Source organism: Vagococcus elongatus, assembly GCF_003987645.1.
GTDB lineage: Bacteria > Bacillota > Bacilli > Lactobacillales > Vagococcaceae > Vagococcus_A > Vagococcus_A elongatus.
Genome location: NZ_NGKA01000009.1, coordinates 28,878 through 45,146, shown reverse-complemented (window position 1 = coordinate 45,146; position 16,269 = coordinate 28,878). Strand labels below are relative to the sequence as shown.

The 16,269-nt window shown below is 37.6% G+C and carries 15 protein-coding genes; 2 read left to right on the top strand and 13 right to left on the bottom strand.

All coding sequences use genetic code 11. The features are described 5' to 3' along the window. Positions 1-5: 5 nt before the first annotated feature. The gene (locus tag CBF29_RS07115) at positions 6-1,253 is read left to right on the top strand and encodes a glutamate-5-semialdehyde dehydrogenase (protein ID WP_126808934.1); all 1,248 of its coding nucleotides are present in this window, start codon (positions 6-8) and stop codon (positions 1,251-1,253) included. A 272-nt stretch (positions 1,254-1,525) separates the two neighbouring features. Next, positions 1,526-2,056: a helix-turn-helix domain-containing protein gene (locus CBF29_RS07110; RefSeq protein ID WP_126808932.1), complete on the top strand. Its 531-nt coding sequence runs from the start codon at positions 1,526-1,528 to the stop codon at positions 2,054-2,056. A gap of 112 nt (positions 2,057-2,168) precedes the next feature. On the opposite strand, the gene CBF29_RS07105 is transcribed toward CBF29_RS07110, so the two are convergent. The 13 genes from CBF29_RS07105 to dnaN all read right to left on the bottom strand — a co-directional run bounded on the left by CBF29_RS07105 (position 2,169) and on the right by dnaN (position 16,245). Beyond that, positions 2,169-3,029, bottom strand: coding sequence for a DegV family protein (locus CBF29_RS07105; RefSeq protein WP_126808930.1), 861 nt, complete (start codon positions 3,027-3,029; stop codon positions 2,169-2,171). Positions 3,030-3,103: 74 nt separating this feature from the next. Then, complete coding sequence (locus CBF29_RS07100; protein WP_126808927.1) at positions 3,104-4,396, bottom strand: adenylosuccinate synthase; 1,293 nt, start codon at positions 4,394-4,396, stop codon at positions 3,104-3,106. A 162-nt stretch (positions 4,397-4,558) separates the two neighbouring features. After that, entirely contained in the window at positions 4,559-5,920 is a 1,362-nt protein-coding gene (dnaB, locus tag CBF29_RS07095; RefSeq protein ID WP_126808925.1) for a replicative DNA helicase, read from the bottom strand. A gap of 27 nt (positions 5,921-5,947) precedes the next feature. Next, entirely contained in the window at positions 5,948-6,400 is a 453-nt protein-coding gene (gene rplI, locus CBF29_RS07090; protein WP_126808923.1) for a 50S ribosomal protein L9, read from the bottom strand. Positions 6,401-6,686: 286 nt separating this feature from the next. Then, the gene (rpsR, locus tag CBF29_RS07085) at positions 6,687-6,929 is read right to left on the bottom strand and encodes a 30S ribosomal protein S18 (protein WP_126808921.1); all 243 of its coding nucleotides are present in this window, start codon (positions 6,927-6,929) and stop codon (positions 6,687-6,689) included. Between the two features lie 18 nt (positions 6,930-6,947). Beyond that, positions 6,948-7,466, bottom strand: coding sequence for a single-stranded DNA-binding protein (gene ssb, locus CBF29_RS07080; RefSeq protein WP_126808918.1), 519 nt, complete (start codon positions 7,464-7,466; stop codon positions 6,948-6,950). Between the two features lie 45 nt (positions 7,467-7,511). Continuing rightward, a complete protein-coding gene (rpsF, locus tag CBF29_RS07075; protein ID WP_126808916.1) occupies positions 7,512-7,811 on the bottom strand; it encodes a 30S ribosomal protein S6 in 300 nt (99 codons plus the stop codon). Positions 7,812-7,966: 155 nt separating this feature from the next. Further along, entirely contained in the window at positions 7,967-10,438 is a 2,472-nt protein-coding gene (gyrA, locus tag CBF29_RS07070) for a DNA gyrase subunit A (protein WP_126808914.1), read from the bottom strand. A 38-nt stretch (positions 10,439-10,476) separates the two neighbouring features. Continuing rightward, positions 10,477-12,417 carry a DNA topoisomerase (ATP-hydrolyzing) subunit B gene (gene gyrB / locus CBF29_RS07065; protein ID WP_126808912.1) on the bottom strand — a complete coding sequence of 647 codons (1,941 nt, stop codon included), beginning with the start codon at positions 12,415-12,417 and terminating at the stop codon, positions 10,477-10,479. A gap of 59 nt (positions 12,418-12,476) precedes the next feature. After that, the gene (gene recF / locus CBF29_RS07060; RefSeq protein WP_126808910.1) at positions 12,477-13,583 is read right to left on the bottom strand and encodes a DNA replication/repair protein RecF; all 1,107 of its coding nucleotides are present in this window, start codon (positions 13,581-13,583) and stop codon (positions 12,477-12,479) included. Then, positions 13,570-13,833 carry a S4 domain-containing protein YaaA gene (gene yaaA / locus CBF29_RS07055; RefSeq protein ID WP_126808907.1) on the bottom strand — a complete coding sequence of 88 codons (264 nt, stop codon included), beginning with the start codon at positions 13,831-13,833 and terminating at the stop codon, positions 13,570-13,572. Before yaaA ends, recF begins: the two co-directional genes overlap by 14 nt. 257 nt (positions 13,834-14,090) lie before the next feature. Next, positions 14,091-14,624, bottom strand: a complete 534-nt coding sequence (locus CBF29_RS07050; protein WP_126808905.1) for a helix-turn-helix domain-containing protein — start codon at positions 14,622-14,624, stop codon at positions 14,091-14,093. Between the two features lie 490 nt (positions 14,625-15,114). Beyond that, positions 15,115-16,245, bottom strand: a complete 1,131-nt coding sequence (dnaN, locus tag CBF29_RS07045; RefSeq protein ID WP_126808903.1) for a DNA polymerase III subunit beta — start codon at positions 16,243-16,245, stop codon at positions 15,115-15,117. Positions 16,246-16,269: the final 24 nt, after the last annotated feature.

Here is a 16,269-nt window from a genome sequence, read left to right as displayed (position 1 = left end):
GCCGTATGGATAGTTTAAATCAAATAGGGCAGCAGGGAAAAGAAGCTGCTGTCTTTCTTAACAACTTAGAGTCAAAAAACAAAAATTTAGTTCTCCAAAAAATGATCGATAATCTAAAAAAAAATACTTCAAAAATTATTGAAGTAAATAATAAAGATATCGAACAGGCCAAAAGTGCCGGAAAAACAAGTGCCATTATCGACCGACTGCTTTTAACAGAAGATAGGATAGCAAACATGATTGAAAGTATTGAAACCATCATCGATTTAAAAGATCCCATCGGTAATGTGGATAAAATGTGGCAGACAGATGATAATTTGCTGATTGGGAAAAAAAGAGTGCCGATTGGTGTCATCGGTATCATTTATGAAGCACGTCCGAATGTAACGGTGGAAGCTGCTACTTTATGCTTTAAAGCAGGCAATGCGGTTATTTTAAGAGGGGGAAAGGATGCCTTTCACTCTAATAAACTTTTAGTCTCCTTGATGCAGGAAGCTCTGGCATCTTGCGGTGTCCCTAAACACGCTATTCAATACATTGAAGATGTTTCACATGAAACAGCCGTTAAATTAATGACATTAAACGAATACCTCGATTTACTTATTCCTAGAGGCGGGGCTAATCTTATCCAAACAGTCGTCAAAAATGCTACCGTGCCAGTCATTGAAACAGGGACGGGAAATTGTCATCTGTACATTGATAAGGAAGCTGACCATGCAAAAGCGGTTGAAATACTTATCAATGGCAAATGTCAGCGCCCATCCGTCTGTAATGCCTTGGAAACTCTCATTATCCATCAAGACGTTGCAAAAGTTTTGCTGCCAGTGATTGAAAAACGCTTGGCTGAATTCAATGTTGAAATAAGAGCCGATGAAAATGCCGGCCAATATTTAAAAAATTGGATACCTGCAACAGACGAAGATTATGCTACCGAATTTTTAGATTACATTTTAGCGATTAAAACTGTCAACTCACTGGAAGAAGCTTTGAAACATATCCAAACTTACAGTTCAAAACATTCAGAGGTTATTGTCAGTGAAAATTATTCTGCAACTCAAGCCTTCTTACAGCAAGTAGATGCTGCTGCAGTCTATGCTAATGCTTCCACCCGCTTCACTGATGGCAGTATGTTTGGATTTGGCGGAGAAATCGGCATCAGTACTCAAAAACTTCACGCCAGAGGTCCTATGGGGTTAGAAGAATTAACTTCCATCAAATATATTATCTACGGTGACGGGCAGATAAGAAATTAATAGAAAAGCGAAAACTATACTAAACTTTAAATTATAGAAGCTGTCACTCATGAGATTTAAAAAAACCACCTCTCAGATATTTTAAAATTATCTGGAAGGTGATTTTTTAGTATGCTTTATCAGAATTTCTAAAAAAAGATATTTAATTTTACTAAAAACCCCTTTTATTTCATACTTTTCGTGTTTGCAACTATAAGTTGCGTCTATGCAACAGAATGAATCTTGCCTTTTTAAGACCCTTTCTTTAATATACAGATATAGGAGGTGAAGCAATGTTTGGTGAAAAGTTAAAAGAGTTACGAAAAGAAAAAGGAATTTCCCAAGAACAATTATCAGAATTGCTGGACGTTTCCAGACAATCGATTTCTCGTTACGAAAACGGCACTGCCCAGCCGGATTTTGATAAATTGATTACCTTGTCAAAATATTTTGAAGTCTCCATAGACTCATTGCTGGACAACTCAATGGAGGAAGCCTCCAGTTCTACTATGAACACTAAAGGAAGCAATAAAATCTCCATAACCAGTGTGCTCAATGGCAAGGTGTCTTCTTTTTATAAGTTTGTTTTATCCCCAGTAATGTGGAAAAAGGGTTATCATCCAGAAATCCTGCTGATGGGTGTGGATAGCCACAGCTTTTGGGGTGATAACACCGTAGCATTAGGATGGTATAAAACAAGAGAAGATGCTGAAAAAGAACTTAAACAAATTTTAAACGACATGTCACAAGGAAAAACAGTGTATGATTTACAGTATTATGTAAATGTTAAGAAAAAAGGGATCTTTGATATCCAAGTAGAATAATTGCTTAAAATTTAATAAGTTAAGTAAATTAATCTCGCTCAAACAGAGTTATTATTAAATTGATAAAATAAAAAGATGCTCAGAAAGTTCTTTAAAACTTTCTGAGCATCTTTTATTTCACGATAGAAAATACTGCCAGCGCCCCTGCTCCTGTGTGACAAGCAATCGTAGGCCCCATAGGATACATCTCAATAGGAAGCCCTAAGTCTGACAAAGATTCCTTTAAGTGTTCCCCAGCCTCAATATCTCCCGCATAGGCGATATAAATAGCCGAAGTGTCCCCTATCGAAATATGTTCCTTGGTTTGCTCTACCAACTTATCCAGTGATTTCCGGCGCCCCCGGACTTTCCCTTGGTTAATCAATTTCCCTTGGTCATTGACGACAATAATCGGCTTTATGTTCATTAAACTTCCCACGGTCGCAGTAGTTTTAGAAATTCTGCCGCCTCGTTCCAAATATTTTAAATCATCTACCGTCACCCAGGATTGGACTCTTGTTTTTAATTGATTGATTGTATCTAACGCTTCTTCTACGCCCGCCTGCTGATTTCTCAAATCTATTAATTCCTTCACCAGCATCCCCTCTCCAAGGCACGCTTGTTTCGAATCGATCAAATGAATAGGCGCTTTTGAGCCTTTCTCCTCATTCAGCATATCTAACGCTGCTACAGCGTTAGAATAAGACCCGCTTAAACCGGAGGAAAAACCTAAATAGATGATAGGTATTTGATTTTCTTCCAGCATTTCTTTAAATTTTTCTAAGTAGACACCGATATTTATTTGAGAAGTAGCTGCCAATTTCCCTTGCTGAAGCTCTTTGATCAGCCATTGACTGCTAAAAGTTTTGCCTAAATCATCTTCATACTCTTTCCCATCCAATGTCACAACCATGGAAACAATCTGGACATTCTCTTTTTCCAACAAATCATAGGGTAAATCACAACATGAGTCCGTTAAAATTCTAAAGTTCATTTTGATGCTCCTCCTAGATTGTCCTTCATCTTTTACCAAAATCCCATTATCAATCATAAAACAATCTTCAAAAGCTAATAATTTCCCCACACGCCCTCAAGAATATTTGTTTGAGAACGGTCTGGCCCTACTGAAAATGTCGAAATGCGGACACCCACCAACTCAGATATAAAATGAATATATCTTCTGGCATTTTCAGGTAATTCTGCCAATGTTTTGCACTTGGTAATATCTTCTGACCAACCAGGTAATTCTTCGTAAACCGGTGTGCAGCGAGACAGTTCTTTTAAGCTGGCAGGATAGTGATAGATTTTTTTGCCATCGAGCTCATACGCCGTACAGATTTTCACTGTCTTTAGACCACTTAACACATCAATTGAATTTAAAGATAAATTAGTCAGGCCTGAGACACGCTTTGAATGCCGCATGACAACTGAATCAAACCAGCCCACTCGTCTAGGTCGCCCAGTCGTGGTTCCATATTCTTTTCCAATTTCACGGATTCGATCACCAACTTCACCAAACAGCTCTGTTGGAAATGGTCCGTCCCCGACTCTTGATGTGTACGCTTTACAGACCCCAACCACCTTGTCGATTTTAGAAGGCCCGACACCGCTGCCGATAGTAACGCCTCCGGCAACAGGATTGGAGGAGGTGACAAAAGGATAGGTACCTTGATCAATGTCCAGCATGACCCCCTGTGCCCCTTCAAACAAGACCCGTTTGCCATTATCCAGCGCATCATTCAAAACAACCGATGTATCACATACATATTTTTTGATTTCCTGTCCATACTGATAGTATTCTTTGAAAATTTCAGAAAAATCCATTGGTTCATCGTCATAAACTTTAACAAATTGAAGATTTTTTTCTTTTAAATTTATTTCTAATCTTTCAGCAAAAACTTCTTCATCAAGTAAATCTGCAATCCTGATGCCTACCCTTGCTGCTTTGTCCATATAAGCGGGTCCTATCCCTTTGATTGTTGTCCCGATTTTTTGGTCCCCTTTAGACTCTTCTTGCAATTGATCCAGCTTGATATGGTAAGGTAAAACAACATGGGCCCGATCTGAAATTCTAAGATTTTTCGTCTCGATGCCCTGATCTTCTAAATATTTTAATTCTTCTGTCAATGACTTGGGATTGATGACAACACCATTTCCAATCACACTTATTTTTTCTTCATAAAAAATCCCTGAAGGAACGAGATGCAATTTATACGTTACGCCGTCAAACTTGATTGTATGTCCAGCGTTATCTCCTCCTTGGTAACGAGCAATCACTTCGGCATTTTCACTTAAAAAATCTGTGATTTTTCCCTTTCCCTCGTCTCCCCACTGTGTTCCCACAACTACTATTGACGGCATATGAAGGCTCCTCTACAATTAATTTCTAATTCTTGCTTATTTTACCAAGTTATACCCATAAAATCAATAAATATCGAACATTAAAAATACTATGATTTTTTAAACAAGATATAGGCGAACTATAACATTGTAACCAACATTTAAAACAACAAAAACCGAACATTAAAAATCTGTTCGGTTTGAAATTGATGAAAATTTATTAAACTGTTTGATAAAGAGCAATTCCACAGTCCCTCGGGCACCACTTCTGTTTTTTTCAATGATAACTTCGATGATATCATTTTCTTCTCTTTCATCGGCATCCTCATCACTGTCTCGCTGATAATAATCTTCTCGATAAAGAAATGCCACGATGTCTGCGTCTTGTTCAATAGACCCCGATTCCCGAATATCACTTAACACCGGTCTTTTATCTTGACGCTGTTCCACTCCACGTGACAACTGAGAAAGTGCAAGGACAGGAACTTTTAATTCTTTCGCTAATTTTTTTAATTGTCGGGAAATATCAGAAACTTCCTGTTGCCGGTTTTCTTTATTATTACCTTCAATCAACTGCAAGTAATCAATTAATATCAACCCTAAGTTTCCGTTTTCCTGAGCTAACTTCCGGCACTTTGCACGGATTTCACTGATTTTTATCCCTGGCGTATCGTCGATATATATATCAGCCTTGGACAGACTTCCCATGGCCATAATCAAGTTTGACCATTCTTCTTCAGTCAGCTGACCTGTTTTTAAATGACTGGCTTCAATCGTTCCTTCAGCACAAAGCATCCGATTGACCAATGCCTCAGCCCCCATTTCAAGACTGAATACAGCCACTGCACGATCAGTTTTTGTTCCGACATTTTGAGCGATATTTAAAGCAAAAGCAGTCTTCCCTACTGCAGGTCTAGCTGCTAAAATAATCAGTTCTTCCGCCTGCAATCCTGCGGTCATCTTATCCAAAGCTAAGTATCCCGTTGGCAGTCCTGTAATATCTTCCTCTAATTGGGATAAGCGATCAATTTCCGCGAAAGAAGTATTCAACACTTCAGAAATAGGTAAGAAGCCTGAGCGATTTCTTTTCTCAGAAACCTCTAGGATTTTCTTCTCAGCTTCGTCCAAAATTGCTTCCACATCATCCCTTTGTTCAAAGCCTTTAGTCACAATTTCAGTTGCAGTCGCGATTAAATTCCGTAACAAAGATTTTTCTTCAACAATTCTAGCATAGTGTCCTACATTTGCTGCTGTTGGGACGACCAGCGCTAGTTCAGTTAAATAATTCAGACCACCCACATCTTCTAATAAATTCAAAGTTTCTAGCTGATCTTTGACTGTAATAACATCGATAGCCTCGTTACGGTCATTCAAATGGCTCATCATTTGGAAAATCAGCTGATGGCTTCTGCGATAAAAGCTTTCACTTGTAAGATATTCCATAGCTTCTATAATGGCATCAGAATCTAAAAAAACTGAACCCAGTACAGCTTGCTCTGCTTCAATATTTTGAGGAGGAATTCTATCTTGCATTAATTCACTCATTTACTCATTCCCCTTATACTTAACGTATTATTCATTCACCACATGAACCTTCAGCACAGCTGTTACTTCCGAATGCAGCTTAATCGGAACCCTTGTGTACCCTAAAGCTCTGATAGGTTGAGGCAAGTCCATTTTACGTCGGTCGACTTTAAGTTTGTGTTCTTTTTTTAGTCCTTCTGCAATTTGTTTCGAAGTAATCGAACCAAACAATCTTCCATCCTCACCTGATTTTGCTTTTAGCAGCACTTCAAAACTTTCAGATTCGATGGCTTTTTTCAATTCTTCAGCCTCGGCTTTTAATTCTGCTTCTTCTCTTTCTCTCGCCTTCTGTTTGGCTTTTAATTCAGATAAGCCTGCTGCTGTTGCTTCTTTTGCTAATCCTTTTTTTATAAGAAAATTTTGAGCATACCCGCTTGAAACTTCTTTAACTTCACCTTTTTTTCCTTGTCCTTTAACATCTGATAAAAAAATAACTTTCATATTCATTTCACACCTTTGTATGTTTTCTCTTATCCATTCTAACACAAATCACACAAGCAATAAACCTTGTTACTCAACCAAAATGTTTCACGTGAAACATTTTAAAACAAGTCTATTTTTTTCTAAACCATTCTCTAAACTATTCGGATTCTCATCTATTATATATAAAAAAACTTAAACATCATATACTTCAGGAAAATTTTATATTAATTTTTTCCAAAACATTTCATGAAACCTTCATTTACAAATAAAAAAGACTTGCATTTCTGCAAATCTTTAAAATTTATTATTCTTCTGCTACGAATGGCAATAATGCCATGATTCTAGAACGTTTGATTGATGTTGTCAATGTTCTTTGATGTTTAGCACATGTTCCTGTCACACGACGAGGTAAAATTTTTCCTCTTTCTGAAATAAATTTACCTTTTAATAGTTCTACGTTTTTATAATCTACATGGTCTATGTGATTTGCACAAAAATAACATACTTTACGACGGGGTTTTCTTCCGCCTCTTCTTTGTTGCGCCATTATATTCCCTCCTCGATTTTAGAATGGTAAGTCATCATCAGAAATATCGATTTGCGAGCTAGAGGCAAAAGGATCTGCATCTCTGCCGAAATCAGGAGTACTAGGACTACTATTCTGTGATGGGTTTGAAGATTGGTTAAATGATTGATTAAACTGTTGATTGCCGCTAGTATTACCACCGCTATACGGTTGGTTGCTTACTCTTTGCTCGTTTGTCGCTTTAGACTCTAAGAAATGGAAAGAATCACACAGGACTTCTGTCACATAAACTCTTTGGCCTTGTTGGTTTTCATAGTTACGTGTTTGAATTCTTCCTTCAACCCCGATTAAGGATCCTTTGCGTGTATAGTTAGCTAGAGTTTCTGCACTCTTTCTCCAAATAACACATTGGATAAAATCAGTTTCGCGTTCTCCGGCTTGATTCGTAAACCGACGATCAATCGCAAGAGTAAACGTAGCGACTGCTAAACCACTAGAAGTATAGCGTAAATCTGGATCTCTAGTCAGTCTTCCTACAAGTACAACATTGTTAATCACATTTACAGCCCCCTTCCGCTCAAAAATGTTTCACGTGAAACATTTTTAGTTTTCTTCTTTGACAATCATATGACGTAAGATATCATCATTAATTTTTGCAAGACGATCAAATTCATTGATGCCTTTTGCGTTTTCAGAAGAAACTTTTACGATACGGTAAAATCCCTCACGAAAATCATTGATTTCGTAAGCTAGACGGCGTTTTTCCCAATCTTTCGATTCTAAAACCTCAGTACCGTTATCTTTCAAAATTGCATCGAAACGTTCTACTAAAGCATTTTTAGCTTCTTCATCAATGTTTGGACGAATGATGTATGTGATTTCATAATTCGTTGATTTGCTCATTGATTACACCTCCTTATGGTCTCTGGCTCCAATGTTTCATTAGAGCAAGGAAGAGTAGTTGTTACACTACCCACAATTAAATACTATACTACGAAAAAACAATAAAATCAAGCTAAGAAAGTAATCAATAACCTAAATTACTGATTACTTTCTTTTTACTCTTTTTCTGTGGTTTCTTCTTCTGTTTCATCATCTTCATCTGGCTCAACAATTGCCATAGTGGCAACTTTTGTTTGGTCATCGACTCTAATCAGTCGAACGCCTTGTGTTGCTCTGCCTGTTTGAGAGACAGAATCGATACTGAATCTGATAATGACTCCTTGGTCAGTGATTACTAGAACATCTTCATCTCCGCTAACCGTGGTCAAACCAACCAGTGGTCCATTTTTCGGAGTGATATTGGCAGTTTTTATTCCTTTTCCGCCTCGTCCTTTCACTGGATACTCACTTGAAGAGGTCCGTTTACCATAACCTTTTTCCGTGATAATAAAGACTTCACTTTCTGGTTCCAAAATATCCATACCAATGACAAAATCGTTTTCTCTTAGGCGTACCCCACGAACTCCTGTTGCAGTTCGTCCCATATCTCTTACGGTATTTTCATTAAACGTCACAGAATAGCCTAAACGAGTCCCGATAATCACATTTTTCTTCCCATTAGTAATAGAAACGTTAATCAGCTCATCATTTTCTTTCAGACCGATGGCAATTAACCCATTGCTGCGGATATTTGCAAAGGCAGAAGCATTGGTCCTCTTCACTACTCCCATTCGAGTTGTAAAGAAGAGATATTTCTCCTCATCTGCGACACCTGAAACATTGATAATAGCTTGAACTTTTTCAGATGAGTCCACTCCCAGCAAATTGATGATAGGAAGTCCTTTGGCTGTTCTTCCGTACTCTGGTATCTCATACCCTTTGGCACGGTAAACTTTCCCGGTATTCGTAAAGAAGAGTAAGGAATCATGGGTAGAACATGAAATCAATGTTTCAACAAAATCATCGTCATGCATTCCCATCCCTTGAACTCCACGGCCTCCACGTTTTTGCGTCCGGAATTCTGAACTTGGCAAACGTTTGATATAACCATTATGAGTCAATGTGATCACGATATCTTCTTCTTCGATCAAGTCTTCATCTTCAAGACTTAGGACTTCTCCTATCAGTAACTCTGTCCGGCGGTCATCACTGTACTTCCGCTTGATTTCATCTAATTCTGTGGAAATAATTTCTAAAATACGATGATGATTTTCCAAAATATCTGTTAAATCAGCAATTAATTCTAATAATTCCTGATATTCTTTTTCGATTTTATCTCTTTCCAAACCTGTCAGGCGTCGTAAACGCATATCCAAGATAGCTTGTGCTTGACGATCAGATAATTCAAACGTCTCAATCAAGGCATTTTTGGCGATTTCATCAGATTGGGAACCACGGATGATTTTTATAATTTCATCAATATGGTCTAGAGCAATCCTTAAACCTTCCAAAATGTGTGCGCGATCTTCCGCACGTCTTTTATCAAAAAGAGTTCTCCGTCTAATAACGTCTTCCTGATGTGCGAGATAATGCTCTAGGATAGCTTTCAAACCTAATAACTTAGGCTCTCCATTGACAATCGCTAACATATTAAATCCGAAAGAACTCTGCAATGCCGTCAACTTATACAAGTTATTCAATACGACTGATGCACTCATATCTCGGCGAATTTCAATGACTATACGCATACCCTCTCTGGAAGATTCATCTCTCAGATCAGTAATCCCTTCAATACGTTTTTCTCGGTGCAAGTCCGAAATACGTTCGATTAATTTTGCTTTGTTTACCATGTAAGGCAACTCTGAAACGAGGATTCGTTCTTTTCCGTTAGTCATCTCTTCAATTTCAACTTTTGCCCTGACTGTGATAGAACCTCTGCCTGTTTCATAGGCTCGTCGGATGCCCGATTTTCCCATGACCAGTCCCCCTGTTGGAAAGTCTGGTCCCGGTATTACCTCCATCAGTTCCATCGTCGTAACATCAGCATCATCCATCAATAATTTTACTGCACTGATGACTTCCCCTAAATTATGAGGCGGGATATTTGTAGCCATACCAACAGCAATCCCTGTCGTCCCGTTCACTAACAAGTTAGGAAATCTTGCAGGTAAAACACTAGGTTCTTTTTCAGATTCATCATAGTTCATCTGAAAATCAATGGTGTCTTTGTTGAGGTCCCTTAGCAGCTCCAAGGCGATTTTACTCATACGCGCCTCAGTGTACCGCATCGCCGCTGCACCGTCGCCATCGACCGATCCGAAGTTCCCATGACCATCCACAAGCATGTTGCGGTAGCTGAAGGGCTGTGCCATTCTGACCATGGATTCATAGATTGCACTGTCGCCGTGAGGGTGATATTTACCCATCACATCCCCAACGATTCTGGCAGACTTTTTATGAGGTTTGTCTGGTGTGATTCCCAGTTCATACATTCCATACAAAATACGTCTGTGTACTGGTTTTAAGCCGTCTCTCACATCAGGTAAAGCTCGGGACACGATAACACTCATTGCGTAGTCAATAAATGATGTTTCCATTTCACTGGTTAGATTGACATCAATAATATTTTCATTTAATTCTTCTGACATGAATGTTTTTCTCCTTACTTTTCACTTTAATTTATACTTTATACATCCAAATTGCTGACATACCGAGCATTGATTTCGATAAACTCTCTTCTAGGTTCCACACGGTCACCCATCAGTTTTTCGAATATTTCATCGGCCTTGATGGCATCGTCCACAGTGACCCGCAGCATCACGCGATTTTGGGGATCCATGGTGGTTTCCCATAGCTGATGATCGTCCATTTCCCCTAAACCTTTGTAACGCTGTATTGACGGCTTAGGCGTCTCTGGCAGTGCTTCAATAGTTGCTGCCAAGTTATCATCTGCATCTTTTCCAGGCTGTATATAGGTGATTTTTTTACCCTGCTTGACACCGTATAGGGGCGGCTGGGCAATATAGACAAAACCAGCTTCCACAATGGGACGCATATAGCGATAGAATAAAGTTAGGAGTAATGTTCTGATATGAGCACCATCCACATCTGCATCTGTCATAATGACCAGTTTATGATACCGAGCTTTTGACACATCGAAATCGTCTCCAAACCCTGTCCCCATGGCAGTAAATAGGGAGCGGATTTCTTCGTTGCCTAAAATTTTATCCATGGAAGCTTTTTCCACATTCAAAATTTTTCCGCGGATCGGTAAAATCGCTTGAAATTCACGATCTCTTCCTTGTTTAGCAGAGCCTCCCGCGGAATCTCCCTCAACTATGAATAATTCACATCTTTCTGGGTCTCTGCTGGAGCAATCCGCTAATTTCCCCGGCAAATTGCTGATTTCTAAAGCTCCTTTACGGCGAGTCATCTCACGCGCTCTTTTAGCTGCCATTCTAGCTTTAGAAGCCAAAATCCCTTTATCTACCACTTGTTTCCCTACGGAAGGATTTTCCAATAAAAATTTTGAAAGTGCTTCAGAAAATAATCGATCCGTAACACCGCGAACTTCTGAATTTCCTAATTTAGTCTTGGTCTGACCTTCAAACTGAGGATCAGGGTGTTTAATTGAAATGACGGCGGTCATTCCTTCACGCACGTCTTCTCCAGAAAGGTTATCTTCTGTTTCCTTGATAAGTCCTTTTCTTTTCCCGTAATCATTGATAGCACGAGTCAAGGCAGTTTTAAAACCGACTTCATGTGTCCCGCCTTCATAAGTATGAATGTTGTTGGCGAAACTCAATAAATTAGTGTGGAAACCATCTGTGTATTGCAAAGCGACTTCGATGATGATCTCATCTTGCTCTCCCTCAATGTAAATCGGGTGATCAAACAAAACTGTTTTGTTAGCATTCAAGTGCTCTACGTAGCTTTTAATCCCGCCTTCATAATGATACTCTGCTTCTTTTTCTCGTCCTTCTCGCTTGTCTTCGACAGTCAATTTCAGTCCTCTGTTCAAGAAAGCCAGTTCCCTTAGACGTGTCGCTAATTTATCAAATTCAAATTCCACTGTTTCTTTAAAAATTTCCTGATCTGGAATAAAATGAACGGTGGTTCCTTGTCTGTCTGTTTCACCGATTACTTTCAAATCATCTACCACAAGACCCCTTGAAAATTCTTGATAATGAATTTTCCCATCCTTATAAACTTTTACTTCCAGAGTAGAAGATAAAGCATTGACAACTGAAGACCCCACACCGTGAAGTCCGCCAGATACCTTATAGCCCCCGCCGCCAAATTTTCCTCCGGCATGCAGGACGGTAAAAACTGTTTCCACTGCGGGACGACCGGTCTTTGCTTGAATCCCTACTGGAATCCCACGACCGTTATCAATCACTGTGATACTTCCATCTACTTCGATAAAAACATTGATTTCATCGCAATAGCCGGCTAAAGCTTCATCGATAGAATTATCAACTATTTCCCAAACTAAATGATGCAATCCTTGTCCGCTGGTCGAACCAATATACATTCCTGGACGTTTTCTAACAGCTTCTAATCCTTCTAAAACTTGAATTTGGCTAGCATCATATTCATGTTCTACTTTATCTTTTTCTTCAGTCATTTAGTTGCTTCAAATCCTTTCCATTCATCTGATTGATAACATCAGTTCTGATTATTTGATTATTTGATCTTTCCATTCACCACATTAAAAATTTCTGGGGTAGTGGTCATTTTATGACTCAAATGAGTGAGTGTCGTAGTTGAAAGAAACGTTTGAATCTTACCATCAATAGTTTCCAATAAATGAATTTGTCGGTCATCATCCAACTCACTCATCACATCATCAAGTAATAAAATCGGGTATTCCCCTATTTCTTCCCGAACCAGTTCTAGTTCAGCTAATTTCACACTTAATGCTGTCGTTCGCTGCTGTCCTTGTGAACCAAAACTCTGAACATTTTTTTCATCAATAAAAAACATTAATTCATCCCGGTGGGGACCTAAACTGGTGCTTTGACTAAGCAGGTCCCGTTTTAAGTTTTTTTCCATCTTTTCGATGAAAGCTTCCTTGATATTTTCTACAGACATATCAGGAGTAATATCGATTGTGGGGACATAACGCATAGATAATTTTTCATTATGTCCTGTGACTTTTCCGTGGATGATTTGTGCCCATTTTTCTAGTTTTTGTAAAAATTGATGTCTTAAATAAATAACATGACTTCCAGAAGAAGCCAGCTGCTCCGTAAGGATTTCTAAATAAGTAAAATCTACTTTATTATTCCCCGTCTTCTTTAAATAACGGTTACGCTGTTTTAAAACTTTTTGATACACCGTGAGATAATAAAGATATAATGGATCAATCTGTCCTAACTCCATGTCGATAAAACGTCTTCTAAGTTGAGGCGAACCCTTAATCAAAGACAAATCTTCTGGGGCAAATAACACCACATTGAGTTTTCCCACATAATCGCTTAATTTTCTTTGTTCCAAATGATTGATTTTAGTCTTCTTACCATTGGGAGTGATAGACATTTCTAATATCAACTGGCTGTTTTTTTTCTCTATTTCACCGCTGATTCTAGCATAATCTTTTCCCCACTGAATGATTTCTTTTTCCTGATTGGTCCGATGACTCCTTGTCATAGCGAGAACATAAATACTCTCTAATAAATTAGTTTTTCCTTGAGCATTTTCTCCTAAAAAAATGTTAAGTGATTGAGAAAAATTCAAATCCAATTCGTGATAGTTGCGGTAATTTTCAAGAGACAATCTAGTCAGCTTCATCAGTTAGTTCCTCATTGGAAAGAGGGGTTTCCGGATTTTTAGCCATAAAAAAAATACCTCCATCAGGTAATTCTACCATCGTTCCCGGATAAAGCTTTTTGCCTCTGCGATTTTCAAGTTCTCCGTCTACAAAAACGGCGTGCTCTTGTAAATACCACTTGGCCATACCGCCACTTGAAATTTGATCAACTTCTTTTAAAAATTGACCCAAGGTAATAAACTCACCTTGAATAATGAATTTTTTCTTCAAAATATCACCTTCTTCTCACTAATGACTACTCGTCTATTATACCATTTTTTATAGGTAAAACCAAATAAACATCAATACTATTTGATTTAAGCCTTTTTGGTCAAAAAAAGGTGTTTAATCCTAAAATGATTACCTCCTTTAAAATTAGCTTTTTTTTAGTTTTTAGAATTTCTGAAATTTTTCACATAAAAAAACAGTTGCTTAAAAATTAGAGTTTTTAGTCTATCTTTTAAGCAACTGCAACCTAGTCATCTTAATTATTCTATTGATAGTAAGGTATAGAAAATCACTACCACACCACATACTATTGTTGTGGCATACACTATATCGTATAAAGTAACAGTATATTTGGATGTTTTTATATTTTCTTCCTTTTTGTAACTAGCTTCTCTTTTTTGCAAAAAATTAAAACCATTCATCCCTATGTAACCCATACTGATTGTCTGAACTAGTAAAAGTAAAACAGTAAGTTTTAATGGTAAATTTTTTGCCTGATTAGCGATAAAAGAAGAAAATATATTACTAATTAATAACGAGAAAATAAACCACATATCTGTTTCTTTTGTATCTTCACTTAACCTTTTTATTATCTGTTCATCTCCCTTGATTAATTTGTCTAGCGAAATTTCATAAACATTGCTAATCATAACTAAACTATTGATGTCCGGCAGTGTTCGTCCTGTTTCCCAGTTTGAAATGGTTTGTCTAGAAACATGAATTTTTTCAGCTACTTCTTCTTGAGTTAGTTTAATTTCTTTTCGTCTATTTTTTAATTTTTGTGACAGCTCCATAATACGCTCCTTTGTTATTACCATAAATCAATACATGAAATCTATCTATCAAAAGTTTTTATTATCTGAAGATAGTCCACTATAAACCCCTTTGACATTCTTATTTTTTAACCTTTCTTTTGCTAATTACACATCTCTAACAATTTAATATTAAATGAGTGATAGCAGTCTATTGGTTACTGAAGATTTAGCAACGTTGACTATTCCGTTATAAAATATATATTAAGAAATTTTTCAGGTTGTATACCTGAGATATTTTTGCTCTGATACAGTCTATATATTCAATAAACAATCAAAAAGCAATAACTGCTTTTTAATTAAAGTGTCTTCTTTTGTACCGCAATTTTTAGCCTCTAGGTGAACAGATTTATATTGTTCAAGGTTTGATTAACTATTAAATAACGAAACCGGCGAAGAGTTACCCCTTCACCGGTTGGCTGATTTATATTCAGTTTATGTTTAAACCACACTATTAACCAGATAATTTTTTTTAACTTGTTCTGACTGGTGTGATTAGTTGAATAAATGATAAGCCGTTGTCCGTTGGTTCTAAAGTGAAGGGGCGCAGAGCTGAAATAAATTTTATCGTAATATCGATAGCTCCAAAGGCTTTTAGCGCATCTTTCATATAATCCGGATTAAAGGATATCTCCAACGGGTCACCAGAAACTTTTTTAAAGGTCAGTTCTTCCTGCACATTTCCGATTTCAGGAGAATTTCCGTAAATAGTAACTTCATCCGCCTGAATGGACAAACGAACCACATTGTTTCGACCTTCGTGGGACAGCAACGAGGCACGATCGATCGCTGCCATTAAGGATGGGGCATTGAATTCGATTTCTGTATTAAAACTTGCTGGAATCAATCTTTTCGTATCTGGGTATTTCCCTTCAAGAAGACGGGAATAAAAATTCATGTTTTCTGTGCGAAACAATACTTGGTTTTCCATGATATTTATTTCCACTGTTTCTTCTTCGTCTGAGAAGGAACGGGATAGTTCTATCAAACTTTTACCAGGAATAACGATATCAAAGTTTTGACTGACATCTGTGATAGGAATTTCCCTTTGAGACAGTCGGTGACTATCAGTAGCAACAGCAAGTAACTTTTCTGCTTCCAAAGTAAAATGAACACCGGTCAAGATTGGGCGGCTTTCATGCATGGAAACTGCAAAAACTGTTTCATTAATGATTTTGTTTAATACGCGGATAGACAATTTTAATTGGTTTTCTTCCTCAATAACCGGCAAGTGAGGGTAGCTGTCAGCTCCGATGCCATTAACAACAAATTCTGCTGAACCGGAAGAGATTTTGACTTGGAGGTTATCTAAAACCTCGAAAGTAAATAATTCTTCTGGTAATTTTCTGACGATATCTCCAAAAAATCGAGCTTGTAAAACAACAGCACCGGTACTTTCAATTAATAATTGAGCTTTTTCATTTTCTTTCGGTAAAAATTTTTCAATGGAGATATCTCCATTACTACCAGTTAATAAGAGACCTTCCTGACTGAGTTCAATTTTAATCCCAGTTAAAATCGGAATCGTGGTCTTAGAAGAAATAGCACGTTGAACAACATTTAACTCGTTTAAAAAGACGTTACGATTTAAAATAAATTTCATGATAAGGGAATTCCTTTCTTTTAT